We start from the raw sequence: 23,907 nt of genomic DNA, 5'->3' as shown, positions 1-23,907 counted from the left end.
GGGGAAAGCGGAAATAGAGCCACACCGCATGCGCGATCAGTTCACACGGAAAACGGTGCCGTTTGTAGCTCACACATGACGCTCTCATCGTCAGCGTCTAACACGCCGCACTTAACGTGACATCACCCTTCCACCCGCTGTGACCGCCACGATAACCTTGAGTTCACTGACTTGCAGGTAAGGCGCCGCTCTACTCAATGGTCGCCTTCTCTATGCGCGAAATCCGCAAAGGTCGCCCTCAGGTAACCTGCGACATTGGATCGGTTTTCTGGTGGTAAGGAAGAGAGTTTCTCCGCATCCCGAGGGCTGCTCATCCCCAAGCCCTAACTTAGAAATAGGCTGCTACTGGCTCGAGACCGGCATCGATCGATTTCTGGCTCACACGGCGAAGAAGCTCACGCTTACCAGCCGTCCGCTTGCCCCCCTTGTTACGCAGTGTTTCCACGCTCTCGGCTCTATCGTGATACCAAAAGCTGCCTTACGTGCCTGTATCCGCTTTTGCATCTGGTCCCATCGAACGGGTCGGTCGGCACGTGACATCTCACAGTCTCTCCAAAAACGTGAAGTCGCCACCTTCTTCACTTCAGCTCAAACACAAATATCCCATAACGAGCTTTTCGGCCAAACGAAAAAGTACCGTCGCCTGGCGGAGCCGGGAATCGTCCGAGGGCGAAGCTACCGCAAACCGCGCCAGACGGTCGGCGATCATGTCTTCAATACGAGGTAGTTTGGCAATCGGTCCCTCACGTAGTTGCAGGGTGAACAGCCTCTTTCTATCGGCTCGTCCATCAAACAGTACGCTCACCACTGCCTGAACGCCGTAGCGTGGATGATCGGGCTCTGTTGCAAAGTCGGCCCCCCTGTTCGAGACCTGCCACGGTTTTGGCGTGGAACATGGTGTATAAGCGACTTCAAGGGACGACATTTCCGGGGTAAGGTGAGCCTATGGGTGGTGCGATGGTATTGTCGCTACGGGATCAGCTATCGGGATCCTGAAACCATGCTGGCCGAGCGCGGCGTCAACGTTGATCATTCGGCGATCTACCACTGGGTCCAGCGTTACGCGCCTGAGATGGAAAAGCGCCTGCGCTGATACTGGAAACGCCCGGGCTTCACCCTCAGCTGGCGGGTGGACGAGACTTATATCAAGGTCAAGGGAGCATGGGCATATCTGTATCGGGCTGTCGACAGGGACGACGATACGATCGATTTCTACCTCTTACCGACTAGGAATGCCAAAGGCGCGCAGCGCTTTCTGGGCAAGGCGGTGAACGGTCTGAAGGACTGGGAGAAGTGCATCTGATCGAGAGGCAGTTCGGGGTCTACACATCCTGAAAAGCTCTGAACCTCGAGCTTGCGCTACTAACCCAAGATTTTGCAACAGAACCCGCTTGGGTGCTGTCACGTTAACTGACGGGAGGCAGCTGAAGACCTTGAGAGGGATATTCAGAGGCTGAGAGCGGTCGTACTACTCCATTGAGCGAAGGCCCTGACACGATGGATGTGTCGGGATAGAGCTGAGTTGATGGAGGCGGGTGGAACGAAGAGATTACGGGTGGCTGAGAAGGTGGAGACGAAGCGCTGACACCCGCCCGGTGAACGGAAGCGCTGCATGATACGCTCGCGCTTTCGCAACGGTAGATGACTGTTCTCTGCCCTGTTGTTCAGACCCTTGTGCGAGAGATGCCGTATTGAGAGACGCATTTTGCGTCTGGCAGCTCCGTAGGATTTCAGCTTGTCGGTGATCATGCGACTGGGGCGCACCCCCTGCCGTTTGAGGAGCCGGGTCAACAGACGCCTTGCTGCTTTGGTGTTCCGACGGGTTTGTAGGATCTCATCGAGAACATACCCATCCTGGTCGACTGCCCGCCATAGCCAGTGAGGCTTGCCACGGATCACAATCTGCACCTCGTCCAGGTGCCAGATATCATCCGGTCTTGCTGCCTTGCGACGTAGGGAGCAGGCATAGGCCGCACCAAACTTCAGGCTCCATCGGCGGATGGTCTCATACGAAACGATAATGCCCCGCTCAAGAAGCATCTCTTCCACAAGGCGGAAGCTCAGGGGAAAACGGAAGTAGAGCCAAACCGCATGAGCAATCAGTTCACGCGGAAATCGGTGCCGTCTATAGCTCGTAGATGATGCTTTCATCGCCCGAATTTATCATGCCGCAGTTAACGTGACATTACCTCGTGGCGCATATTTATGGGGCAAAAAAAGGGAAAGTTGGGGAACGAGTCAGACAGGCACTAGGATGGTTAGCGCGTGGACGACAAAGCTCAGACCGCGCCGAAAGATTCTTACATTTTTTCACAGCTATAGAAGCATTACTTTCCAGCGATGACCGTAATACGCCCGTAATCCAAAATATCGCACGCAACGCAGCGTCAATCCTTAGTGATACCCCGGTTGAACGAGAGAATATCGCGAAATCGCTGAAGGATCTTTATTCTACACGATTCGGGTTGGTTCATGCCGGAAGTCGCAACATCGGCGAGGACCAGGTCAGTGAGCTTGAAATGATCGCTCACACTCCATGCTGGCATATAATCGATCGTACTGACCTGTCTGTATCCGTTCAAGAATTTCAATCAAGCTTACAGAAATCTAGTTATGGGCTTCCTTGGAGAAAGCAAGAAACAGGGCGTATCCCAGTCTGAATGATTTTCGTCTGTTTTCGAAAAGACGGTGGCCTTACGCCGATGTCCTGAACAAGGGCGAAAGCGGAAACGGGTCATGATCCAACTTACGGGCTGATGGCTATCGGGCGGTCAAAGGATGAGCATAGAGATCCGCGTCTTTCTGACAACCTATCCCCGGTGGAGGGTATTGCCCACAGTGTGACCTAGACGGGAGCTACAAAGACTAGAAAATAACGTCAGCAGAACGGCGGGATCCTGAACCGGACTTAGCCGTGATCAGATCTTAACGGCGTGCGGCATAGGGTTCGTTCGCCGAGATTCCCAGCACTTCCAGCGTAGTCGCAATCCACGCGTTCGCACCGCGTTCCGACCGTGGTATGGGAGTAGGGATGAGGTTTATTCGGACTACATGTCGATGATTGATGAAGTTCGGTTGTTTGGAAGCCGATCGGCAGGCCGGCAAGCAGTACTTGATCGCCTGGATGGCGCCGCCATTGGTCTCATCGGGGACGCTGAGCTGCGCAACGTGACCGTGACCTTGTCCCAAGCAGTGTTTACCCCTCCCCTTTCCGTAGTTCTAGCCGGCGGCCAATTGCCGAATGGCGATTTTGCTGCCGACACACTGATCGCGGAGCCGGCTGAAACGGGCGCTCAGGCTCTTGCAGCGCTACAAAGGCTGGTCGGCGCTCTCCCCAAACAGCACAAGCTAACCTTGTGTCTTGAGGTGGAAAGCGGCGTGCCTCGCTTCGTTGGGGCGCTCGAGGACGCGGGCGGCGCTAGGCCAGGTAAGGTGCTAGCCGAGTTACCCCCCTGCCCTATCGGCCAACCGCCCGCCGCTGTCTCGGCGTGGTTCTCGCACGTCTCTTCCATCGTCTTGCCTGAGCATGATGGTACCCTGCAGACGGCCCGGGATGCGGCCGAGGTGTTCAACCAGTTAGCCAAGTCAGGTAACACGCTGCGGACTTACCGTTCGGCAGTGCGTGGCTGGTGCCGTTGGGCGAGCGACCACAACCTCCCTGCCCTTCCTGCACGCAGTGATGATGTCGCTGCCTATCTCTCTGATATGGCACTGCGTGCACGAAAGGTATCTACGATCGATATCCATCGCGCCGCGCTGCGCTATCTGCATCACCTGGCGCAGATCGCCATTCCTACAAGCCATCCTCTGGTCTCAGGGGCTCTGGCAGGTATTCGCCGCAATGCAATCAACCCACAGCCGGAGCAGAAGACGGCTCTCACCTGGGAGTCATTGACGGAGGCAGTTGACGCAATACCCGGTCTGGATCCGACCTCGCGCAGAGACCGGGCCATTCTGCTTTTGGGCTTCGCCGGGGCGTTTCGTCGTTCTGAGCTGTCAGGCCTGCTCGTATCCGACCTGACCTTTTCCGAAGACGGCTTGATCGTTCGTCTCCGACATTCGAAGGGTGACAAGGCGCGCAAAGGCGAACTGATCGGCATCCCTTCTGGGATAACTCGTCACTGCCCTATCCTCGCGCTTAACGCCTGGTTCCGTGTGGCTGGTATAAAAGAGGGGCCAGTGTTTCGCAGGGTCTGGCTACCTGCCCAGGTCAAAGCCGGTATGCCCTCCGCTGCCCTGCCGAAGATCGGCGAGGACGCGCTTTCCGACCGTGCGATCGCAGATATCATTCGCAAGCGGTGCTCGGCTGCTGGATTGGAGGGTGATTTCTCAGGTCACAGCCTGCGGCGCGGTGCGATCAACACCGGCGCCCAGGATGGATACGACCTGCTCGAGCTCAAGCGTTTCTCGCGTCACAAGAGCCTCCAGGTTGTCGAGACCTATATTGACGAGGCCAGTGTGAAAGCACGTAATCCAGGTCGAAGCCGGTTTTGACAGTGCTATCAATCCAACTGCCCCCATCTTCTGCGATTGCTATACGCATGTTCTCCAACCGTTCGTTTATCTCCCTAGCCTTGAGGTGGGGCGAATGTACGAACGTGGGGCTTATTGAGGTTCTATAGATACTGCAACTTTCTCAACGAGGCGCCCTTGGTCGAGCGGGCAGAACCTCACAATCTCTGTATCGTGAATGTTGGCTAAGGGAACCACCTGCTCACGCGCTGGTCCATGGAGATTAATGGATCAGGCTGTCCGGGTATGTATATCAAGACCGGCAAGCGGGTTCTGGTTTTCCAGAGTGTTCTGAAATCAGAACACCCTGGATGAAGCCTCAACGGCGCCTCGCCATGTTGATCAGTCTCGCGCGCTACACTGTTTTACCGCCCCAAAATCTTTCCCAGCGCCAAATATAAAGCCTCGGCAGCTTTCCTATCTTCGTGATCGAGTGACAAAGCAGCTATCTTGCTGAGATTCTTGTTGACCCTAGCGAAGTAAGACTTCGGCCTTATTGTGTTTCCTTTGGGTGATCTGGATTCCTCTTCACTAGAGCGCTCTGCGTCCTGATCTTGCAATCCGCCACTTGCCACCGCTGTGCGCAGCATCGGTATCGTAAGCTCACCCTTCAAGCATTTGGCCATCAGGGCTTCTCGGTCAGCAGTTGCTGGCAGACGTGCCAATTCGACAAGCAGGTTTCGGGTTATACGATGTTCTGAATTCAGAACACTCTGCAGGAAAGTTTCGGGAAGCTTAGCAACGGCAATCATTCCATTGACCTCGGAAGCACTCTTCCCGAGTTGCCTACTAGCCTCCCTTTGAGACCATCTGTTGCTTGCAACGACTTTCGCGACACCGATTGCTTCTTCGACGGGATGCAGATCCTCTCGCTGTAAATTTTCGATTAGTGAGAGCACTTGCTCGGGCCCGCTATTTTCGATTGCCAGAAGTGTCGTCAGGCCAGCCCTAGTTGCAGCCCGCCACCGCCTCTCCCCTGCTATAATGATCCATTTACCTCGTTTGGTTTCATCTCGACGAACGATGATTGGAGAAAGCTGTCCATGGGTTTTGAGGCTTTCGGACAATTCCTTAAGCTCTTCTTCCTTGAACACTTTCCGAGGCTGGTCCGGATCAGGAAATACATCATTCACATCGACTTCAAAGCTGTGGTTTTTGATTTCTCCTGCTTGAACGAAGCCGTGGCCGAGATCTTGGACGCGTGCCCCCATAGTCTCCATCATTCGGGAAGGACCTTTGCGCTTCATTATACTGGTCATGGCATATCCTCATCGTGATCGTCTTCATTGTGATCCAAGACTGCAAGATGCGGTGTTTCCCTTGCTGCCATTGCGGAAGCTAAGCGGAGATAAGGTGAGATAGCTTTCGACCTTGGAGACGTGTCAACGGCGATCCCGCCTGACCAAGCAGCATTTCCGAAAACAGCGCTCTCGCTGACGGGCTCCAAGACCGCCGCGCGGCCTGCGGTATACTTAATCAGGTGGCGAAGGACTTCTTGATCTACAGCTTGCTTCGCATTGTAGCGCGTGGGAAGGATGCCGGTGACTCTCAGCAGAGGGTTGAGTCGCCTCTGGACTTTCGTAATTGTATCGAGCAGCAGTGCCACACCCATTGCATCGGGCGGCTCTGTTTGCACCGGAACTACAACAAAGTCTGCAGCAACCAAGGCCATGTAGGTCATGAGACCCAAATTGGGTGGTGCATCGATGATGATGAAATCGTAATCATCGGTCACGAGCTCGAGACTCTCCGCGAGTGCCCGCTCGAAGCCTGGTTCTCTGCGTGAGTCAGCTTCTGCGAGATCAATATGGCTGGTGAGGAGATCGAAGGATCTGAGATTTTCGACGATCGGCTCATCTGCGCCAATGATAGCGTTTTTGATGTCCGCATCTTTGAGGAGGACATGGTAGATCGAGCGGCCCGCCCTATAGCACTGGAGGGACCCGTGCCCCAGTAGCCAGTCGGAAGCTGAGGCCTGCGGGTCGAGATCTACAAGAAGTACTCGTTGTCCGGCCCTTTTCAGAGCGGAGGCGATGTTAAGTGCGCTGGTCGTCTTGCCCACCCCACCTTTCTGATTGGCGAACGCGATAATGCGAGCTTTGGCACGTCTTTGATCGAGAAGATCGATGATGAGACGGGATACCTCGCCGGGAATTGGTTCGCGATCATTTTCCCAGCGACTCACGCGTGACTTATCGTATGACCGGCTTAGACGCGTATTGAGTATCTCCTTCATCTCTACTTGAGAGAGACGCATCTCTTCGCGAGCTGTTCTGAACTCGTCGCCTTGCATGTGAAAGATCCCCGTTTATGTCTGCATGCAGGCTATAAAGGTCAACTCAGAAAGTCAACCTGTTTCAAAAATGGTTGACTGTTTTTTGCGACTGAAAGGTGTTCTGATTTCAGAACGTCGATCTTCTAGTCCGATACGTCTGCGATAAATTGTCACGCAGAGCCGCTATGCGTCTCTGCGCGCAGTTTCCTCCAGCGCGAAGCGCCTCGATTTCCGCACTAAGCCCCCTTTATACGACGCAATCCAAAACGACGCGTCATGCCTCGTCGCGCTGCGACATGGGTTTTTCAGGGTGCGCAGTGTCTTCCATTTTCTCAAGACGACATCGTTGGATAGCAACTAACGGGGAGATGAGAGGAGAGAGGAGAGAGGCGGACCAGAACCCGCCGTCATGGCTAAGCCGTGGCTCCTTGCCATGCTCACGACCTCCGGTCGCTGCGCGTGGCTGCGGTGCCGGCGCGCGAGCGCACCGGGCTTAACCCTGCCGCCGGGTCCCGGTGCCGGAGATGGAGAAGGGAGAGAGAAAAGAAAATCTCGATCCCGGATCTTCTCCAATCACCGCACCCTCCCGCGTCAAAGAGCGCAGGTGAGGTCCGGTCCTGCACGGATGCCAGCCGATGTCGAACGCCGATTTCCAACTCAGCCTGTTTGGCGATACCGCCCTTGATGGCAATGCGAACCTGTTCTGGGGTGAACTGGAAGGCGAAGAGGGCGATGCACCGGGCGCGCTGCTGCCTGCGGTCGAACCGCTCGTCATTCCTCAGACTGACTTCCGTCTCGCCGGTCTGCGTGGTCTGGCCCAGGGCTGGAAGGCGCGTGCGCGTACAACATCGAGGCGATCAAGCTGGTCTCTACCCTCGAGCGCGAGGCCCGTAACGCAACGAGCGAAGAGCAGGCGCAGCTGAGCCGCTTCACCGGGTTCGGGGCAGGGGAGCTGGCAAACGCACTTTTCCCGCGCGCCGATGAAGCCTATCGCGCAGGGTGGGAAAAGCTGGGTGCCGATCTCGAAGCCTGCACCACCGAGGCAGAGCGTAGTGCCCTCGCACGCTCGACCCAGTATGCCCACTACACCCCTGAATCAGTCGTTCATGCCATGTGGGACTTCATGATGGCGCGCGGCTTCGCAGGCGGGTCCGTACTGGAGCCGGGGTGCGGGACAGGCCTGTTCGTCGCATCGCGCCCTGAAAGGCTCGAGGGGAAGATCGCCTTCACCGGCATCGAGATGGACCCGCTCACGGCGCGCATTGCCGCGAAGCTCTATCCGAAGCAGTGGATCCGTGCAGAGGACTTCACCCGTGCCAAACTGAGCACAGGCTACGATCTGGCGATCGGCAACCCGCCGTTCTCGAACCGCACTGTGAGCCAGGCCGAGCCGCGTGACCTCAAGGAGCTGTCGCTCCATGACTGGTTCCTGGCCCGCTCGGTCAATGCTCTACGCCCTAATGGTGTTGCGGCCTTCGTGATCTCGCGCCACACGCTCGACAAGACCGATGCCCGTGCGCGCACGCTCATTCACGAGGAAGCCGAGTTCCTGGGCGCCGTGCGCCTGCCGGCCAGCACCATGCGCGCCGATGCCGGCACGGATGTGGTCGTGGATATCCTGTTCTTCCGCAAGCGCGAGATCGGCGAGATGCCCGGTGACGAGACCTGGCTGTCCTGCGTCGATATCGAGGGCACGAACATGGGGGATGGGGCCCTGCGCATCAATGCGTGGATGGAAGCGCACCCTGAACAGATTCTGGGCTTTCATGGCTGGGCCAGCACGGCCTTTGGCATGGACTACACCTGCGTTGCCCGCGACGGACAGGATCTGGCTGACGCACTCCCCGAAGCCCTCGGCCGCATCGCACCTGCACTGCGTTTCCCGCCCGTGGCCGATAGCCGCATCGTCCGCCCTGCAAAGGAGACGCGCGAAGAGGGCGGCGACCTGCGTGAAGGCAGCTACTCCATGGAAGGCGGCATCCTGCATCAGATCGTCGGCGGGCAGGGGAGGGTGGTCGTCATTGGCAAGGGCGAGCAGAAGGAGGGCATCTTTCAGAAGCACGCGCGTATCAACGAGGCGATGATCCCTGTGCGCGATGCGACCCGCGCTGTGTTGCGGGCGCAGTTCGAGAACAAGCCGTTTGCCGGTCTGCAGGCGAGCCTCAAGCGTGCCTGGCTGAACTTCACGCGCCAGTTCGGCCCGATCAACCACACGAAGACGACAACCCGCGTCGACGCCGTGACCGGCGCCGAGAGCGAGACCCAGCGTCGCCCAAACCTGCAGACCTTCCTCGACGATCCCGATGTCTGGCTCGTGTCCTCGATCGAGCGCTATGACGAGGAGACCGACACGGCCGAGCCGGGGCCGCTCTTTACCGATCGCGTGATTCAGGCGCCGTCCGAACCCGAGATCCATTCCGTCCATGATGCCCTAGCCGTGTGCCTGCATGAAGCGGGACGCGTCGAGCTGCCGATCGTGGCTGAGTTGATGGGGCAGAGCGAAGAAGCCGTGACGGCCGAGCTGGGCAGCAGCAGCATCCTCGAGCCGAGCCGCTCGATCAATGGCCGCCCGGTATGGGTGACGTCTGACGAGTATCTTTCCGGTGCCGTGCGCACCAAGCTCGCCGAGGCACGCAAAGTAGCTATGCGCACAACGCCACAGCCCTTGAGGCTATCCAGCCTGATCCTCTACCCGACGGCAAATAACATGGTCGCCGGCGAGACGAATTTTATATAGGCCAAGCGCCAGAGCTTCATCGCATGCATCTACTAGGCCGTAGCTGACATGACATCACCAACAGACCGCGTTGGCTTCAAACATTCCGGGCACATGGCGTGATCCTTGTAAACGGATCACGGTCTTTCTCATGCTGAGATCTGTCCTCAGCGTCGAGGAAATTGTTGGGCACGCCACCATCCTTGATGGCCGCGAACAAGCCGACCCAACTCTCCGGTCGTCTGGAGAGGCGCACATCACCGGTTACTTCGTCTCTGTAGATAAAGATCTCGGTACCCTCAAATCGGAAAGATACCGGGAGACGCACGGTTTGACTGCGCCCATTTATAAAGATTCTAGCAGTCTGCGGCATGATACCTCCGACATCCATCATGGTATATTCCCAAGCTGATCTATACTGAGACAGACATCAAGAGATGCGCGCGCTGTGCAGGCATCATGCAAGCGATGAGAGTGGTCAACATCGTTCAACATGCCAGCGCCAATTCACCTACCCCCACATTCTCCGAGCAATATCCTGCTCCTCAATACCTGAGGCATTAGCGTAGATGGCGGTGGTGGAGAGCTGGGCGTGACCGAGCCATTTCTGCACGAGATTGAGGGGAATGGCGTTGGACACGGCCGCCACCCCGAAAGCATGCCGCAACCCCTTGGGCGATGCGGCCACGTCGGACAGCCCGGCTTCCTCCATCACCGCATGCACAGCCCGCCAGCCGGTCATACGTGACCAGGGCCAGAGATGGGCCTCCTGATGACGCGCCCCCTTGCGCTGAAGCGCGCGTAGACCATGAACCAGATCGAGGGCATCGAGCAGGGCAGGGGGGACGGGCACGGCGCGATAGATCCCCGCCTACCGTTTCTTGAGGGCCTCGAACACCAGAACCCCGGCCGCCAGATCGACACGATCGGCCGCCAGGGCCAAGGCCTCGGACAACCGACATCCCGACCAGGCGAGGGTCATGCACAGGGTCCGCGCCTCACGCGGTGCCAGCTCGGCCGCTTTCAGGAAACGATCACGCTCTTCAATGGTCAGATATTTCCGCGCGCCCTTGGGATCAAAGAGCTGCATTCCCCCAGCGGATGCTGCCTTAACAATCCGAGGTGCAGGAGGCCGAGCCTCCTGCCGGGAGCGCGAGGGCAGAGCCCTCGTATCTTTCTGCTTCACACCCCCTCCTTCCGAGCCCGATAGCCCCGCTTCACCTTCTGCCCGAGCAGATCTTCAAGCGCGCCCTGGGCCGCTCCCCGATCGCGATAGAGCGCGACACGCAATTGGCCACCCGTGCCGATCCGCCCCCAGTGACGGATGAGGGCGGTGCCGCCGAAGAGATCTTCCTGCAAGGAGAGACGATAGAAGCGCCAACAATTGGCGGCGGCATCGATACGCGCGAGATCGGCCTCTTCGGGAAAGAGACTGAGCTGGGTGAGGGGGCGGGGCAGGGCCTTTCTGGGCGCTTTGGGCATTTATCCGTGAGAACTGTATCATGAGCGCAAAGCGGAAGACAGCAGGATCGACCGGAAGATAAGCGTTTACGGGGGCAGGACAGACCGGCCCGCCGGACGGGGAGAGGCGCCCTGATACACTATTACCTATAGTGTATCCTATCATGGGTCTGATGACCTCTGATGCAGTGCGCACATTAATGTAACCTATCCAACCTTCTCTGCGGGAGGTTTCGATTGTCAACACAACCTAGCCGTTAGGTAGGCACCAAGTTTGTGGAAGCCTAAGAGCCTGTTTGGAAAGTGCGTCTCAGCCCCGACAGAGGGCCAGGCGCCTCATCTGGCCTCCACGCGAAAGCGCGGGTTTCCGATATTTCATGAAGGTCTACTGTATGATGAAGACGCCGAAAAACGCTCGTCATGGACTTTCCAAACAGGCTCTAAGAAACTTCGTCAAACCGGCATTAAATGTAGGTTGTTTTGTGCGGATTTATATGTTTATAACTACTATTACAACTAATATCTCGAGAATAAAGATAAGCTGGATGCTTTGAAACGCGTGCAGGTAGACGCATTCGTATTTCAGGGATCGCCACAGGAGCTCGATGAACAGGTTGTCCGGCCAGCGTCCGCGCCCGTCCATGCTGATGCGGATCTCGCGTGCTTCCAGCACTTCGGTGAACCGGGACGTGGTGAATTGCGAGCCCTGATCCGGGTTGAAGATCTCCGGCACGCCATAGCGGATCAGGGCTTCCTGCAGCGCCTCAATGCAGAACTCGGCGTCCATTGTGTTCGACAGCCGCCACGAGAGCACCTTGCGCGTCGACCAGTCCATGATCGCCACAAGATACAGAAAACCTTTGCGCATCGGGATGTAGGTAATGTCCGAGCACCACACCTGATTGGGACGATCGATCACCAAATCCCGCAGCAGATACGGATATTTCCGATGCGCCGGATGCGGGACGGTCGTGCGTGGTTTCTGGTAGATCGCCCGCAGCCCCATCGTCGCCATGAGCCGGCGGACACGCTTGCGCCCGACATCATGACCGAGCCTGCGAAGATGCCGCGTCATCTGCCGCGAGCCGTAATACGGCGTCTCCAGAAACTGCGCGTCGATCAGCCGCATCAGCGTGAGGTTGGCCTCACTTTCCGGCACGGGCCGGTAGTAGACGCCCGACCGGTTCAGCTGCAGCAGCGTGCACTGCCGCACCACGGAAAGCCGAGGCCGCTTCAGGTCAATCATTTGCCGCCTCTGATCACGCCCAATCGAACAGAGGCATCCCGCAAAAAATCCCGTTCCACCAGCAGTTGCCCGATCTTGGCGTGCAGCCTTTCCAGATCGGCCGGACTGGTTGTCGCCTCGGGCGCCTGCTTACCGGAAAACGTCGCCGCCATACCCTCAATCGCCTGGCGTTTCCACTAGGCGATCATCGTCTGATGCACGCCATGTTTCGACGCCAATTCGGCCAGTGTCTGCTCGCCCCGGATCGCCTCCAGCGCAACCCGCGACTTGAACTCGCCTGAATACCTCTTCCGCGTAACCTCACCCATAAACCCGTCCTCTCTCAGGCCGGTCTATAGCTTAACACCCTGTCCGAAAAACCGGGGCCATCTCTATAGTTCCTCGATCCCTCGATTTAGGCCCTCTGCTCCGACATCCAGGTCCGACGCTCGCGTCACATTTTCGGCACTATCCAAACAGACTCTGCGATTATAACGACGCATAGTTCGAACCAAGAGTAATAATCCAAGCATTACCCTTGGTTAAAACGTCATATATAATCTTATGTTTTCTATGTTTTTAGATAGTGCCGTCCCTCGAGAAAAGTAGGTATCTCGACATCGCCATCAAGTACATCAATCATGCCGACCGCATAACCTTGAGACCTGAGGTATTTTACTTCATTAAAAGCACCATTTACTTGTAGTCCAGCGCCTGGAGATCCCATAACTACCATGGTTGCTACGCTTGATCCAACGTTCATTTCGTTCCAGAACTGGTCCATCTCTGGAGTGCCGCCGCCGCATACTTCGGATATCTCGAGTGTTGTCAGTGGTCTCATCAGTACCATTCCCTCTGGTATTAGTCTTTTCCATTCATTTTTGTCTGAGCGCGCAGTTAGGAGCGCAAAAATACGCTAGCAGGCAATATGAGTTTAGAAAGAAAAAAATAGTTAACGTATCTAGACTCAAGGTCCTCTATAGATCGCCATAAGCATTGGTACGCTCCTGGGAGTTATGTCCGTATGATGAACGACCTAGAGGGTTCGAAAAACCCCTTTGGTCTGGGGCTGCTGGTGTGATTTTATTCCTTCTATGATGTTCGGTGGATAGCTTATGAAGCCGCTGGGGTTCTTTGATGTTGCCGAGCGGCTTGCCCGGTTAAGCGGGTTTGGTGACCAGCTCGAAGCGTTTTTCCGAGCGGTGGATTTCGAGGCGTTCCGCCTCGATCAGGAGAAGGCTCCGGCTTACTCAGATGGGAGCAAAGGCGGCCGTCCGCCATTCGATCCGGTGCTGATGTTCAGGATCCTGGTGATCCAGACGCTGCGTAATCTCTCCGATGAACGGACGGAGTATCTGATCAACGACCGTCTGTCCTTCATGCGTTTCCTTAGCCTGGCGTTATCGGATCGGGTACCCGATGCCAAAACAATCTGAGTGTGGATATACTTCCTGAACCTAGGCACAAAATTTCCCGGTATTTTTATACAATCAAGTAATTTCCATCCCTCAGACGGAAAGCCGCGGAAGGCGCTTTTTGACATGGAGCACTTATTTGCATGATAAGCATCGATGTAAAGTGAATATCCTAACAGTCATAGATACGATCTTTGGAATCGAAAGATTTTGTCCATTCCAGTGGGAGCAACGATGACAAGAGTTATAAATACGTATAAGTTAGGCGGCCGTCTTGTCAATTCATTACGTATCAGCTCAAATATAACGCGATTATCCATAGTGCAGAACGATTTTCTGCCGCCCCCCGAATGTTACGCTTATAATAAACTAAAATTAATATCGATAATAAGTGGGGATTTTAATGAAGAATCTTTTGAAATATTGAATTTTCTCAATAGAACCAAGTGGCCAGCAATAATAATATCTCGACACGTATCAATGCGAATATCTTTAAAATATACTCGGGCAGGAGCGCTCGATTGCGTGAGCAGTAGTATTTGTTCTGACCTCTTACTCGCAAAATGTATAAATATTTTTCGCCTCATGGATAAGCCGACCTTCAACGATTTTGCCGAGGATACTAGAGCGGTTTTGTCTATTGATTACAAAAAAAGAATCATCCGTGCGGATGATGGAACTCATATTAAACTAACAGCTTCTGAAACCACTTTCCTAGGTCTACTAGCCGAACGCCGTAGCGAATGCCTAAGTCGCGACGAGTTGTTGTCCCGGAATATCACGGGAAATGATACAAATTATCGATCCTTGAACGTTCTAATAAGCAGACTGCGCACAAAACTAGAAACCATAACAAACAACAAAGTCATTGATTCGGTGCGTGGCTATGGATATTCCCTTGGAGAGGACGTAGAGTTATTGAATGCACAGGCGTCGGAATAGATGACAAGCATTAGATTATCATCCCGATGATATTATTCTCTTCAATAAATACCAAATATCTGAGAGCTTTTTCGGAAAATCGTTGAAGTATGATACAAGATCTGGGTATAGGCGCCAAAGCAGAAGGCCCAAATGGCCGGGATTACCCAAAAGACGAAACGGTGTCCGTCCAACATGTCGGACAAGGAATGGGAGCGGATCGCGCCGCTGATGCCCGAACCGGGGGGCGTGGGCCGTCTGCGGTAGGTTGAGTTCCGCGAGGTAATCAACGCAGTGCGCTATCTGGTCCGCTCGGGCTTCGGCTGGCGGATGCTGCCGATCTATTTTGGGCACTGGCGTACGGTCTGCGGCTGGTTCTGGGAACTGGCACGGCGGTTTCTGTTCCAGACTATCCGCGACGTGGAACTGATACTCAATCGAGAGCGATCAGGGCGCGAGACAAGTCCTTCGGTCGGGGTAATTAACAGCCAAAACATCAAGGCGCCACATGGGAAAACACGAGGCTATGACGCCGGCAAGAAGATCGTCGGCCGCCAACACCATATCGCCGTGGATGCAGACGGACGTCTGCTGATGGTCAATCTGACCCCGGCCGACATCTCAGACAGCGTGGGCGCGCAGATGACCCTGGATGCGATCCGCAAGCGCTGGCCCTGGGTGAAGCACCTGTTCGCCGACAGGGCTTACGACCGGCTCCTGTTGATGGACAAGGAGGCTTATCTGGACTTCGTCGTTGAAGTCATCCGACGCCGGGACGGAGCGAAGGCCTTCGAGATTCTGCCTCGTCAATGAGTCGTGGAGCGGATCTTTGGCTGGATGACTCGCTGGCGACAGCTCATGCGTGACTATGAGCCCCGTGCCGACGTCTCACAAGCCATGATTCTCGTCGCCATGAGTGCCAATCTCCCCCATTGCAACGCTCACCCCCTGCCTTTCCAAACAGGCTCTAAAATATATCCGGCATGATCGCCTTGCGAGGATACATGAAGATTTAATATATTATATCGTTATTATCCAAATATATCACATAATATTATAAGTTTCGGAGAAACTGCGATACATCTTCATGCAGGCTAAGATGGTTGATACCATTTTATAGCTGGAAAGCTTCCAACGTGAAACTCCGACAATATACTAATGCGCTTACCGTTTTCTCATATGTGTAGAGACAAGTGTGGTTGACAATTAATTCATCCACCAAAATGTTGCTATTATGCAACATGCGCGCCGCTCTTGCCGCAACGGGCGCGAAAACCAAAGTAACGCTATTGCAATAAAAAGATAGAAACCGCAGCCTCGTGAAACCAAGTGATTCCGAGGGCAAACTTTTATGAAAATCGTTAATTCTCAGAGACGAGGGCGATTGCTGCTGGGCGCGGCCATCATCCTTTCTCCTGTCGTAACGAATGTCGCAGCCCATGCGCAGACGGCTGCAGCGACCACCCATCATCGCAAGGCGGCCAGGCACAGCACGGCTCGCAAGACCACCACTCGTCCGGTCAACGGACCGCAGCTCGGCGCTCAGACAGCGCCCGCAGCCACGATGGTCCCCACACGCTCGCAGAACGCGCTGCGCAATGTCGCACCGGCAAGCGCTGTATCGTTCTCGCAGGGCGGCAAGTCAGAGGAGCTCATCGTCGTCGGTTCAGCCCTGAGCACGGCCCATAACACGAGTGCCAATCCGGTACAGATCGTTACAGCCAAGCAGATCCAGCAGACGGGTGCCACGAACCTCAACGACTTCCTGTCACGCCTGCCCTCGATTGGCTCGAGCGGCACGACCAACACCAACACCAATGGTTACGGCGGCGCGGCCTGCGTCGATCTGCGTAATCTAGGCCAGAATCGCGTTCTGGTGCTTGTGGATGGCAAGCGCACTACACCGAACGGCAACAACAACTGTATCGATCTGAATACGATCCCGGTGCAGATGGTCCAGTCGGTCGAAATCCTGAAGGATGGTGGTTCGGAACTCTATGGTGCCGACGCTGTGTCGGGCGTGCTCAACATCAAGCTGCGCCATGACATGAATACCGGCAACGTGACCATCCGCGGCGGCATCACCGGTCACGGCGACAATCGCACCGGCATGATCTCGGCCATGAAAGGCTGGAACTTCGACCACGACAAGGGCAACATCACCCTCGGCGGCAGCTACATGACGCAGGGCGGTATCCAGCAGCGCAACCGCTCATGGTCCGCTACTTCTCTAGGCGCGCCTGGTACCTATCCAAACCAGCCCGCTCTGCAGGTCGGTTCAATCATCACGCCGGGCGGCACCTACGTTGGTCAGGATACCGGCGCCACCTATGTCGGTAACATTGATACCGGCACGCTTAGCCCTTACAACAAGAGCAAGCGGTACAACTACGGTCAGAACACGTCGCTGATGAACGCCTTGCAGGATTCGACCCTTTCGGGTGATCTGCATTACGAGATCAACAAGCATTTCGACGTCTATTCGAACGTGCTCTACGCCCATCGCTCATCCAAGACGAGCCTTGCCCCTGAGCCTGCGACTGGTAGCGTTCCACCCTCGCCGCTGCCCAACTCGATCATCCTCGGCGCCGATTATCCCGGCAACCCGACGGGTGAGGATCTGCAGCTCTATCGCCGTCTGAATGAGTTTGGACCGCGTATCGACAACAACGTCAGCGACACGGTCACCGGCATGTTCGGCGTGCGTGGCGACATCGTGCGCGATTGGAAGTATGACCTGTCCTACACCTATGGCGCAAGCCAGGTGACGGATGAACTTCAGGGTGTCGGTAGCTATTCCAAGCTGCTGCAGGAATGGGGCCTTGAAAACGCGGTTGATCCGAACGACTCTTATGGCGCGCTGATCTACAACCCGAACAGCTGTGCAGGCTCACCGGGCTGCGTGCAGTCCAACGCCTTCACGCGTCTGTCGCCAGGTGCCGCGCAATACGCCAATTACACCACCTACCAGCACACCATGTACCAGCTGCGCGACCTCAACCTGCGCATCCACAACAACCATATCGTCCATATGCCCTGGAAGGGCGGTGGCGATTTCGGTGTGGCGCTTGGCATGGAACACCGCGGCGAGCAGCTCTCGAACAATCCTGATCCACTGGTGCAGAGCGGCTACTCGCTCACCAACACCGTTCAGTCGACCTCGGGCGGCTTCAACGTAACGGAAGGGTATATCCAGGGCCATGCGCAGCTCCTCAAGGACGTTGCCTTCGCCAAGGATCTGTCGATCGACGGACAGGGCCGTTACTCGTCGTACAACACCTTTGGTGGCGCCAAGAACTGGAAAGTCGGTATCGACTGGGCACCGACGCGTGACATCCGCTTCCGCGGTACACTGGGTACATCTTTCCGCCAGCCAAACGTCTATGAGCTCTATGGTGGCGTCGGCCTCAGCTATCCTGCGGCATCCGATCCCTGCGCTGGTGCAGCGAGCCCTACTCTGATCGCGAACTGCATCAAGGGTGGCGTTGCCAACCCGCAGAGCTTCAACTCGGCGAACTCGGGTCAGGTACCCACACTCTCGGGCGGCAACAGGGCGCTGCAGCCGGAAACCGGTCGTACCTACACGTTTGGCACGATCATCACGCCGCGCTGGGTACCGGGTCTGTCAGCCTCGGTTGAATACTGGCATTACACGATTGGCGGCCTGATTGGCTCGCTTCCCACGCAGTATATCCTGAACCAGTGCTATCAGGAGAGCGTCCAGTCCTATTGCAGCGATATCACTCGCCTGCCGAATGGTCAGATCAACACGGTTTCGGCGCTTGACCAGAACCTTGGCGATCTGCTGACTAGCGGTATCGATTTCGATCTGAACTATCGCTTCCGTGTCACGCGTCATGACTCGTTCATCGTCGACAACAACTTCCAGCAGCTGGTCAAGTACAAGCAGCAGCAGCAGCCCGGCGGCGCATATCTGAACCAGACGGGTGCCCTGTTCTACCAGAACGGTGCCAGCCAGCCGCGCGTTCGTGATTACGCTACCCTGACCTGGCAGCACGACGCTTTCCGCGTTTCCTACATGTTCCAGTATATCGGTGGTGCGAACTGGAATGACGGTGGCGCCTTCCTCAGCGAGGAAAATCCGGCAGCCAACGCCCGTATCAAGACACCTGCAATGGTTCAGCAGGACATCTCGATCGGGTACACCTGGAAGCGCTGGAACTTCGAAGGCGGCGTGCAGAACATCGCTGGCAAGAACCCGCCTTTCGTCCTCAACGCAGCCTCCAACTCGCTCGATAGCACCTATGGCGGCTTCTATCCGGGCCGTTACATCTTCCTGCAGGCTGGTCTGAACTTCTGATCATACGTGTTCTCCCCCTCTAACTGGAACGAGACATATTTTCGTGGCGGATAGAGGGGAGAAGATAGACATGATTACTAATAGTGTATCACAGCAGACCTTCCGGCAGGGTTTATAAAGGACATAGCCACCCGGATAGATGGCACGCCATATCCTGAGTGTGTGTGGGCGCGGATCATGATCTTTACTTCGTCCAGATGCCAGGTGTCGCCGGGCTGGGCCTTATTGCGACGCAGAGCGCGGACATAGATTTTCTATTGAAACCGAAACGAGTTTTATGTTTATTTAACGAGCTTGTTTAAAGACAAGCAAAAATTCAGATAGAGGCTGTGAAGTAATCAAAATGGATCAAGAAAATAGAGTATCCGAGCTAGATATTCCGCAAGATCTTACTCACGATGAAATTTCCGCCATAACAGGCGCATGGGGTGAAGGGTTCTTCCATGACGTTGGTTATGCAATTGGCGTCGCTGCGAAGGGCTTTGCATATGGTGTTGCAACCTCTTATGGTGGAATCTCCTAAATAACTTTAGGATTGTTGCTATGCTTGATTTATCTTCTAACGACCTGCCGTTGATTGACTTAGATATAGAAGACTTGGACTTCATATCTGGCGCTATCCCATGGAAGAAGATTGGGGAAATGGTTTTGCAGGGTGGCGAAGCTGCATATAATTTTGCTGGTGGAGTTTACGAAGGATTCAACTCTTTTTGAAAAATGCGGCAACAAAACTGCTAGCGGAGCATAGTATTCCGCTAGCAGTTATTACAAATTCAATATCTACAACCTTGAATATACCTGACGATAGCAGCAGTAACATAAGTCATGGTATGATTTTTGTCCTTTTATCTGGATTGTTAATTGCTCCTTTTATTGAAACTTTTGTATTCCAACATATAATATACAAGGCTTTTTACAAGAAACCATCGGTTTATTTTATTTCATCTATATTGCTGTTTTATACTATCCATATCGATGGAAGGGGATTTTTCATTGCTATTTTGCCAGGATTATTAGGTGGAGCAAACTTTTCGCTATGCTATTTTCGTGCAAACCGTATGAAATTAAATGCGTTCATGACAACATCACTGTCACATTTATTGTGTAATTCTCTCATAATAATTTCTGCCTGTCTGTTTTGGCGTTGATTGTGTTGAAAAAGTCTCGCGCGAGCTTCTGGTTGGTATTTCGGTTCGATATAATGACGTATAGGGAGCTGTAATATCAAAGAGCGTGGTCAATGACTCGTCCGTGATGTGACATTGTTGATGGTCTCTGATTCCGTCTGCTGGAGGAGAGAGGTGGCCCCGGTTTTTCGGACAGGGGCATAAGCTATAGACCGGCCTGAGAGAGGACGGGTTTATGGGCAAGGTTACGCGGAAACGGTATTCGGGCGAGTTCAAGTCGCGGGTGGCGCTGGAGGCGATCCGGGGCGAGCAGACGCTGGCCGAATTGGCGTCGAAGCACGGTGTACATCAGACGATGGTAGCAATTTGGAAGCGTCAGGCGATCGAAGGCATGGCGGCGACCTTCTACGGAAAGCAGGCGCCCGAGGCCGCGGCCAGTCCGGCCGACGTCGAGAAACTCCATTCCAAGATCGGCCAGTTGCTGGTGGAACGGGATCATTTGCCGCCTCCGTGCGATTGGGCGTGCTCAGAGGCGGCAAATAATCGACCTGAAACTGCCTCGTCTGTCGGTGGTACGGCAATGCGCGCTGCTGCAGTTGAACCGGTCTGGCGTCTACTACCGGCCCATGCCGGAAAGTGACACCAACCTAGCGTTGATGCGGCTGATCGACGTGCGGTTTCTGGAGATGCCTTGTTACGGGGCGCGGCAGATGACCTAGCATCTCAAGAGACTTGGTCATGATGTCGGGCGCAAGCATGTCCGTCGGCTCATGGCGACGATGGGGCTGCGGGCGATCTACCAGAAACCACGCACGACCGTCCCGCATCCGGCGCATCGGAAATATCCGTATCTGCTGCGGGATTTGGTGATCGATCGCCCCAATCAGGTGTGGTGCTCGGACATTACCTACATCCCGATGCGCAAAGGTTTTCTCTATCTTGTGGCCATCATGGACTGGTTAACCCGCAAGGTGCTGTCGTGGCGCCTGTCGAACACGATCGACGCCGATTTCTGCATTGAGGCGCTGCAGGAAGCCCTGATCCGCTATGGCGTGCCGGAGATCTTCAACACGGATCAGGGCTCGCAATTCACGACGCCCCGGTTCACGGAAGTGCTGGAGCAACGACAGATCCGCATCAGCATGGACGGGCGCGGACGTTGGCTGGACAACGTCTTCATCGAGCGCCTGTGGCGATCCCTGAAATACGAATGCGTCTATCTGCACGCTTTTGAGACCGGATTGGAACTGCGGACCGGCCTTACGGCATGGATCAACCATTACAACGGAAAGCGGCCGCATTCGGCTTTGGCTGGACGCACGCCGGATGAGGCGTATCATGACGCGCCGACGCCCTTGGGTCCGGGGTTAACCCCGGACCCAAGGGCCAACAGCAACGCCGTCAACCTGGCGGCATAACAACGACCGGCTATAGCTTATCAGGCCCCAAGAACTGTCCGAACGGAGGGGGCCACCTCTTTCCGACGGGTCTGCAGGATTTCGTCGTGAACATAGCCGTCCTGATCCGCACCTCGTTCAGGCGCTAGAGATCCCCAGGCCGGGCCTTCTTGCGTCGCAGGGTGCAGGCATAGGTCGCACTAAATTTCAGGCTCCATCGACGGATCGTCTCATACGAGACGACAATGCCCCGCTCGAGAAGCATCTCTTCCACGAGGCGAAAGCTCAAAGGGAAGCGGAAATACAGCCATACCGCATGAGCGATCAGCTCACGAGGAAATCGGTGCCGTTTGTAGCTCACTGATGACGCTTTCATAACCAGCGCCTAACACGCCGCACTTAACTTAACGTGACATCATACCCATCCCCCCTCGAGGTTATGTGCGCCTTGAGAAGGGGGACAGGACGATCTTGAGAGTAAGAGTAGGGGATTATGGGGCAATTTGCGTCCCACTACTGCACTGATAGATCATCGTATCAATTTAATTTGAAGATCTTGCAATGTATTTCGTTATGTGTCAGCGTTGGGGTCTATTGTTAATAATAAACAATAGACCGTCAAACAATCGGTTGGGAGGTCATAAAAATGGAATACGATAATAACGAAGTAACAGATCTCACCTTGTCGGAATTAGACGAAATTTCAGGAGGTAGCGCAGCCGCATATAATGCTTGTGTTGCTGGATATTCTGGTCTCGGCGCTTTTCTAGGCGGAGCCGCCACTTCGGAAACGGGAGGATGGGGCGCCATACTTGGGGGAATGGCAGGGTCTTGGTATGGCTCTAACGCATGCCGTCCGCTTATGCAGTAGCCTTTTTCTTATCTTCAGAAGGGCAAACTTATGAATATCGCAAAATCTCTTTCATTTGGTACAAAGGTAGGCGTTCTTACTTTTGTATTTTGCTTCGTGGGTTTCTTCCTATTTGGCTCCGTGAGCCGGACTCCTGTTGATATAGTCTCAATGGAAGCCATAACAGCAATAGCTGTTTTATCTACACTTTTCTCTATAAAGTTCCTATCAGAGAAAGGTAGAAAATAATATAGTAGGCTATTTTTACCGCAGCGGGTTGTTTTACATTCAAAATATTTATGTAAATTATACAATCCGCTACTTAGCTCTATTTGATATATAATAGTGGTAATGCTAAGAGCCTGTTTGGAAACTCACGGATGGGCATTTCTGCGGGTGAGATTGGCACCCATGGCGACGAGGATCATGGCTTGTGAGACGTCGATACGACGCTCATAGTCACGCACGAGACGTCGCCAGCGGGTCATCAAGCCAAAGGTCCGCTCCACGACCCATCGACAGGGTAGAATCTCGAAGCCCCTCGCTCCGTCCCGGCGTCGAATGACTTCGACGACGAAGTCCAGATAGGCCGCCTTGTCCATCAACTGGAGCCGGTCGTAAGCCCCGTCGGCGAACAGGTGCTTCACCCAGGGCCAGCGCTTGCGGATCGCGTCCAGGATCATCTGCGCGCCCGCGCTGTCGGAGATGTCGGCCGGGGTCATAACCTCTTGTTTGCGCATGCGGTGCCTTGATGCTCTGGCTGTCGATCACGCCGGCGGTCGGGCTCGTCTCGCGAGCTGACCGCTCCCGATCGAGCATCAGTTCGACGTCATGAATAGTCTGAAACAAAAACCGCCGGGCCAGCTCTCGAAACCAGCCATAGACCGTGCGCCAGTGGCCGAAATGGCTCGGCAACATCCGCCAGCCGCAGCCCGAGCGGACCAGGTAGCGCACCGCGTTAATCACCTCACGAAATTCGATCTCACGTGGACGGCCCATGCGTCCCGGTTCGGGCATCAGCGGCGCGATCCGCGCCCATTCCTCGTCCGTCATGTCCGACGGATAGCGCTTCGTCTTGCGGGCAATCCCGGCCATTCGGGCCCTCTGCTCTGGTATCCACATCCAGAGCTTGAATCACATCCGCTCCAACTTTCCAAACAGGCTCTGAACGTAGCTACGAGATTGCCAAAAAACTTCGAGACATTTCAGAAAATTAACTATTGAATTCTAGAAATTGCAGAATATATTTTTTGCAATCAAATGACGAAAGGTATTCATCATAAACGATATTCAGAATATTAGTGACAATGACTTTGATCCTGTTTTAGGCTGAATGAACTGGGGATATGCGGGGGAAGCTGCTTTATATGGTATCGCTGGTGCCGCGGCTGTCGCAGCAGCACCGTTTATTGCCGGGTCAGCTATTGGCGCAGGGGCCGCTGCTGGATTTGCCGTAGGCGGTGCAGCTCTCGTAGCTGGAGCCTCATGGCTAAGGCAGATGGCCCAATAGTAACGCTTATGTTTGCGCAAGGTTTGGCCATGCGCAAACATAGTTTCTGATACGGAAGAAAAGATATGATTCGCCTTGAAATTCAAGCAATTTTTAGTGGGGTGCTAATATATTTTTTAGGGTCTTTATGTAGCATTTTGGAATATGCATACAGCAAAACGAAAATTTCTCCATATC

Annotated in this window: 17 protein-coding genes and 7 pseudogenes; 13 read left to right on the top strand and 11 right to left on the bottom strand. The window is 54.8% G+C overall.

What is annotated here, in order from left to right; translation table 11 throughout:
* Positions 1–583 precede the first annotated feature (583 nt).
* Positions 584–925, bottom strand: coding sequence for a hypothetical protein (locus tag ACWNRM_RS13825; protein WP_485172238.1), 342 nt, complete (start codon positions 923–925; stop codon positions 584–586).
* Between ACWNRM_RS13825 and ACWNRM_RS13820 the strand changes: the two are divergent.
* Positions 902–1,294, top strand: a pseudogene (locus tag ACWNRM_RS13820) (IS6 family transposase); the annotation flags it as partial. The gene ACWNRM_RS13825 and the pseudogene ACWNRM_RS13820 overlap by 24 nt on opposite strands.
* A gap of 152 nt (positions 1,295–1,446) precedes the next feature.
* Here ACWNRM_RS13820 and ACWNRM_RS13815 read toward each other — a convergent pair.
* Positions 1,447–2,151 (bottom strand): IS6 family transposase, encoded by a 705-nt coding sequence (locus ACWNRM_RS13815; protein ID WP_485171308.1) that lies wholly within the window; start codon positions 2,149–2,151, stop codon positions 1,447–1,449.
* 41 nt (positions 2,152–2,192) lie between these two features.
* On the opposite strand from ACWNRM_RS13815, the gene ACWNRM_RS13810 reads away from it, so the two are divergent.
* Together ACWNRM_RS13810 and ACWNRM_RS13805 are read left to right on the top strand one after the other, a co-directional pair.
* Positions 2,193–2,660 (top strand): hypothetical protein, encoded by a 468-nt coding sequence (locus ACWNRM_RS13810; RefSeq protein ID WP_485171307.1) that lies wholly within the window; start codon positions 2,193–2,195, stop codon positions 2,658–2,660.
* A gap of 397 nt (positions 2,661–3,057) precedes the next feature.
* Complete coding sequence (locus ACWNRM_RS13805) at positions 3,058–4,494, top strand: tyrosine-type recombinase/integrase (protein ID WP_485171306.1); 1,437 nt, start codon at positions 3,058–3,060, stop codon at positions 4,492–4,494.
* Between the two features lie 383 nt (positions 4,495–4,877).
* On the opposite strand, the gene ACWNRM_RS13800 is transcribed toward ACWNRM_RS13805, so the two are convergent.
* Entirely contained in the window at positions 4,878–5,771 is an 894-nt protein-coding gene (locus ACWNRM_RS13800) for a ParB/RepB/Spo0J family partition protein (protein WP_485171305.1), read from the bottom strand.
* The gene (locus tag ACWNRM_RS13795) at positions 5,768–6,805 is read right to left on the bottom strand and encodes a ParA family protein (RefSeq protein ID WP_485171304.1); all 1,038 of its coding nucleotides are present in this window, start codon (positions 6,803–6,805) and stop codon (positions 5,768–5,770) included. Before ACWNRM_RS13795 ends, ACWNRM_RS13800 begins: the two co-directional genes overlap by 4 nt.
* A 617-nt stretch (positions 6,806–7,422) precedes the next feature.
* Between ACWNRM_RS13795 and ACWNRM_RS13790 the strand changes: the two genes are divergently transcribed.
* The gene (locus tag ACWNRM_RS13790) at positions 7,423–7,710 is read left to right on the top strand and encodes a hypothetical protein (RefSeq protein ID WP_485171303.1); all 288 of its coding nucleotides are present in this window, start codon (positions 7,423–7,425) and stop codon (positions 7,708–7,710) included.
* Between the two features lie 200 nt (positions 7,711–7,910).
* Positions 7,911–9,524, top strand: coding sequence for a hypothetical protein (locus ACWNRM_RS13785; RefSeq protein WP_485172237.1), 1,614 nt, complete (start codon positions 7,911–7,913; stop codon positions 9,522–9,524).
* Between the two features lie 490 nt (positions 9,525–10,014).
* Here the strand turns inward: ACWNRM_RS13785 and ACWNRM_RS13780 are convergent, their stop codons facing one another.
* The 5 genes and pseudogenes from ACWNRM_RS13780 to ACWNRM_RS13760 form a co-directional block, all read right to left on the bottom strand.
* Positions 10,015–10,356 (bottom strand): tyrosine-type recombinase/integrase, encoded by a 342-nt coding sequence (locus ACWNRM_RS13780; RefSeq protein ID WP_485171301.1) that lies wholly within the window; start codon positions 10,354–10,356, stop codon positions 10,015–10,017.
* Between the two features lie 18 nt (positions 10,357–10,374).
* Positions 10,375–10,593, bottom strand: coding sequence for a hypothetical protein (locus tag ACWNRM_RS13775; RefSeq protein WP_485171300.1), 219 nt, complete (start codon positions 10,591–10,593; stop codon positions 10,375–10,377).
* Between the two features lie 92 nt (positions 10,594–10,685).
* A complete protein-coding gene (locus tag ACWNRM_RS13770; RefSeq protein ID WP_485171299.1) occupies positions 10,686–10,985 on the bottom strand; it encodes a WGR domain-containing protein in 300 nt (99 codons plus the stop codon).
* A gap of 526 nt (positions 10,986–11,511) precedes the next feature.
* Positions 11,512–12,518 (bottom strand): annotated as a pseudogene (locus ACWNRM_RS13765) (IS3 family transposase); the annotation flags it as partial.
* Between the two features lie 242 nt (positions 12,519–12,760).
* Positions 12,761–13,030 (bottom strand): hypothetical protein, encoded by a 270-nt coding sequence (locus ACWNRM_RS13760; protein WP_285533941.1) that lies wholly within the window; start codon positions 13,028–13,030, stop codon positions 12,761–12,763.
* 274 nt (positions 13,031–13,304) lie between these two features.
* On the opposite strand from ACWNRM_RS13760, the pseudogene ACWNRM_RS13755 reads away from it, so the two are divergent.
* The 8 genes and pseudogenes from ACWNRM_RS13755 to ACWNRM_RS13720 form a co-directional block, all read left to right on the top strand.
* A pseudogene (locus ACWNRM_RS13755) lies at positions 13,305–13,622 on the top strand (transposase); the annotation flags it as partial.
* A 216-nt stretch (positions 13,623–13,838) separates the two neighbouring features.
* Positions 13,839–14,546, top strand: a complete 708-nt coding sequence (locus ACWNRM_RS13750; RefSeq protein ID WP_485172236.1) for a winged helix-turn-helix domain-containing protein — start codon at positions 13,839–13,841, stop codon at positions 14,544–14,546.
* Between the two features lie 132 nt (positions 14,547–14,678).
* Positions 14,679–15,512: pseudogene (locus ACWNRM_RS13745) on the top strand (IS5 family transposase).
* Positions 15,513–15,876: 364 nt separating this feature from the next.
* Positions 15,877–18,846 carry a TonB-dependent receptor plug domain-containing protein gene (locus tag ACWNRM_RS13740; RefSeq protein ID WP_485171297.1) on the top strand — a complete coding sequence of 990 codons (2,970 nt, stop codon included), beginning with the start codon at positions 15,877–15,879 and terminating at the stop codon, positions 18,844–18,846.
* A 343-nt stretch (positions 18,847–19,189) separates the two neighbouring features.
* Positions 19,190–19,369 (top strand): hypothetical protein, encoded by a 180-nt coding sequence (locus ACWNRM_RS13735; protein ID WP_285533943.1) that lies wholly within the window; start codon positions 19,190–19,192, stop codon positions 19,367–19,369.
* A 20-nt stretch (positions 19,370–19,389) separates the two neighbouring features.
* Positions 19,390–19,560: a hypothetical protein gene (locus tag ACWNRM_RS13730; RefSeq protein WP_162993563.1), complete on the top strand. Its 171-nt coding sequence runs from the start codon at positions 19,390–19,392 to the stop codon at positions 19,558–19,560.
* Positions 19,557–19,994, top strand: coding sequence for a CPBP family glutamic-type intramembrane protease (locus ACWNRM_RS13725; RefSeq protein ID WP_485171296.1), 438 nt, complete (start codon positions 19,557–19,559; stop codon positions 19,992–19,994). The genes ACWNRM_RS13730 and ACWNRM_RS13725 overlap by 4 nt, the downstream gene beginning before the upstream one ends.
* A gap of 214 nt (positions 19,995–20,208) precedes the next feature.
* A pseudogene (locus ACWNRM_RS13720) lies at positions 20,209–21,391 on the top strand (IS3 family transposase).
* Positions 21,392–21,453: 62 nt separating this feature from the next.
* Here ACWNRM_RS13720 and ACWNRM_RS13715 read toward each other — a convergent pair.
* Positions 21,454–21,710 (bottom strand): annotated as a pseudogene (locus ACWNRM_RS13715) (IS6 family transposase); the annotation flags it as partial.
* A gap of 884 nt (positions 21,711–22,594) precedes the next feature.
* Positions 22,595–23,342: pseudogene (locus ACWNRM_RS13710) on the bottom strand (transposase).
* Positions 23,343–23,907: the final 565 nt, after the last annotated feature.

The organism is Asaia sp. A2 (genome assembly GCF_057319415.1).
The sequence above is the reverse complement of the archived record's forward strand: the minus strand, read 5'-3'. Positions and strand labels throughout refer to the sequence as shown.

Excerpts from the sequence above, each read along its gene's own strand:
- ACWNRM_RS13825 (WP_485172238.1), bottom strand. The coding sequence starts at position 925 with ATGTCGTCCCTTGAAGTCGCTTATACACCATGTTCCACGCCAAAACCG.
- ACWNRM_RS13815 (WP_485171308.1), bottom strand. The coding sequence starts at position 2,151 with ATGAAAGCATCATCTACGAGCTATAGACGGCACCGATTTCCGCGTGAA.
- ACWNRM_RS13805 (WP_485171306.1), top strand. The coding sequence starts at position 3,058 with ATGATTGATGAAGTTCGGTTGTTTGGAAGCCGATCGGCAGGCCGGCAA.
- ACWNRM_RS13800 (WP_485171305.1), bottom strand. The coding sequence starts at position 5,771 with ATGACCAGTATAATGAAGCGCAAAGGTCCTTCCCGAATGATGGAGACT.
- ACWNRM_RS13795 (WP_485171304.1), bottom strand. The coding sequence starts at position 6,805 with ATGCAAGGCGACGAGTTCAGAACAGCTCGCGAAGAGATGCGTCTCTCT.
- ACWNRM_RS13790 (WP_485171303.1), top strand. The coding sequence starts at position 7,423 with ATGTCGAACGCCGATTTCCAACTCAGCCTGTTTGGCGATACCGCCCTT.
- ACWNRM_RS13785 (WP_485172237.1), top strand. The coding sequence starts at position 7,911 with ATGATGGCGCGCGGCTTCGCAGGCGGGTCCGTACTGGAGCCGGGGTGC.
- ACWNRM_RS13775 (WP_485171300.1), bottom strand. The coding sequence starts at position 10,593 with ATGCAGCTCTTTGATCCCAAGGGCGCGCGGAAATATCTGACCATTGAA.
- ACWNRM_RS13770 (WP_485171299.1), bottom strand. The coding sequence starts at position 10,985 with ATGCCCAAAGCGCCCAGAAAGGCCCTGCCCCGCCCCCTCACCCAGCTC.
- ACWNRM_RS13760 (WP_285533941.1), bottom strand. The coding sequence starts at position 13,030 with ATGAGACCACTGACAACACTCGAGATATCCGAAGTATGCGGCGGCGGC.
- ACWNRM_RS13750 (WP_485172236.1), top strand. The coding sequence starts at position 13,839 with ATGACAAGAGTTATAAATACGTATAAGTTAGGCGGCCGTCTTGTCAAT.
- ACWNRM_RS13740 (WP_485171297.1), top strand. The coding sequence starts at position 15,877 with ATGAAAATCGTTAATTCTCAGAGACGAGGGCGATTGCTGCTGGGCGCG.
- ACWNRM_RS13735 (WP_285533943.1), top strand. The coding sequence starts at position 19,190 with ATGGATCAAGAAAATAGAGTATCCGAGCTAGATATTCCGCAAGATCTT.
- ACWNRM_RS13730 (WP_162993563.1), top strand. The coding sequence starts at position 19,390 with ATGCTTGATTTATCTTCTAACGACCTGCCGTTGATTGACTTAGATATA.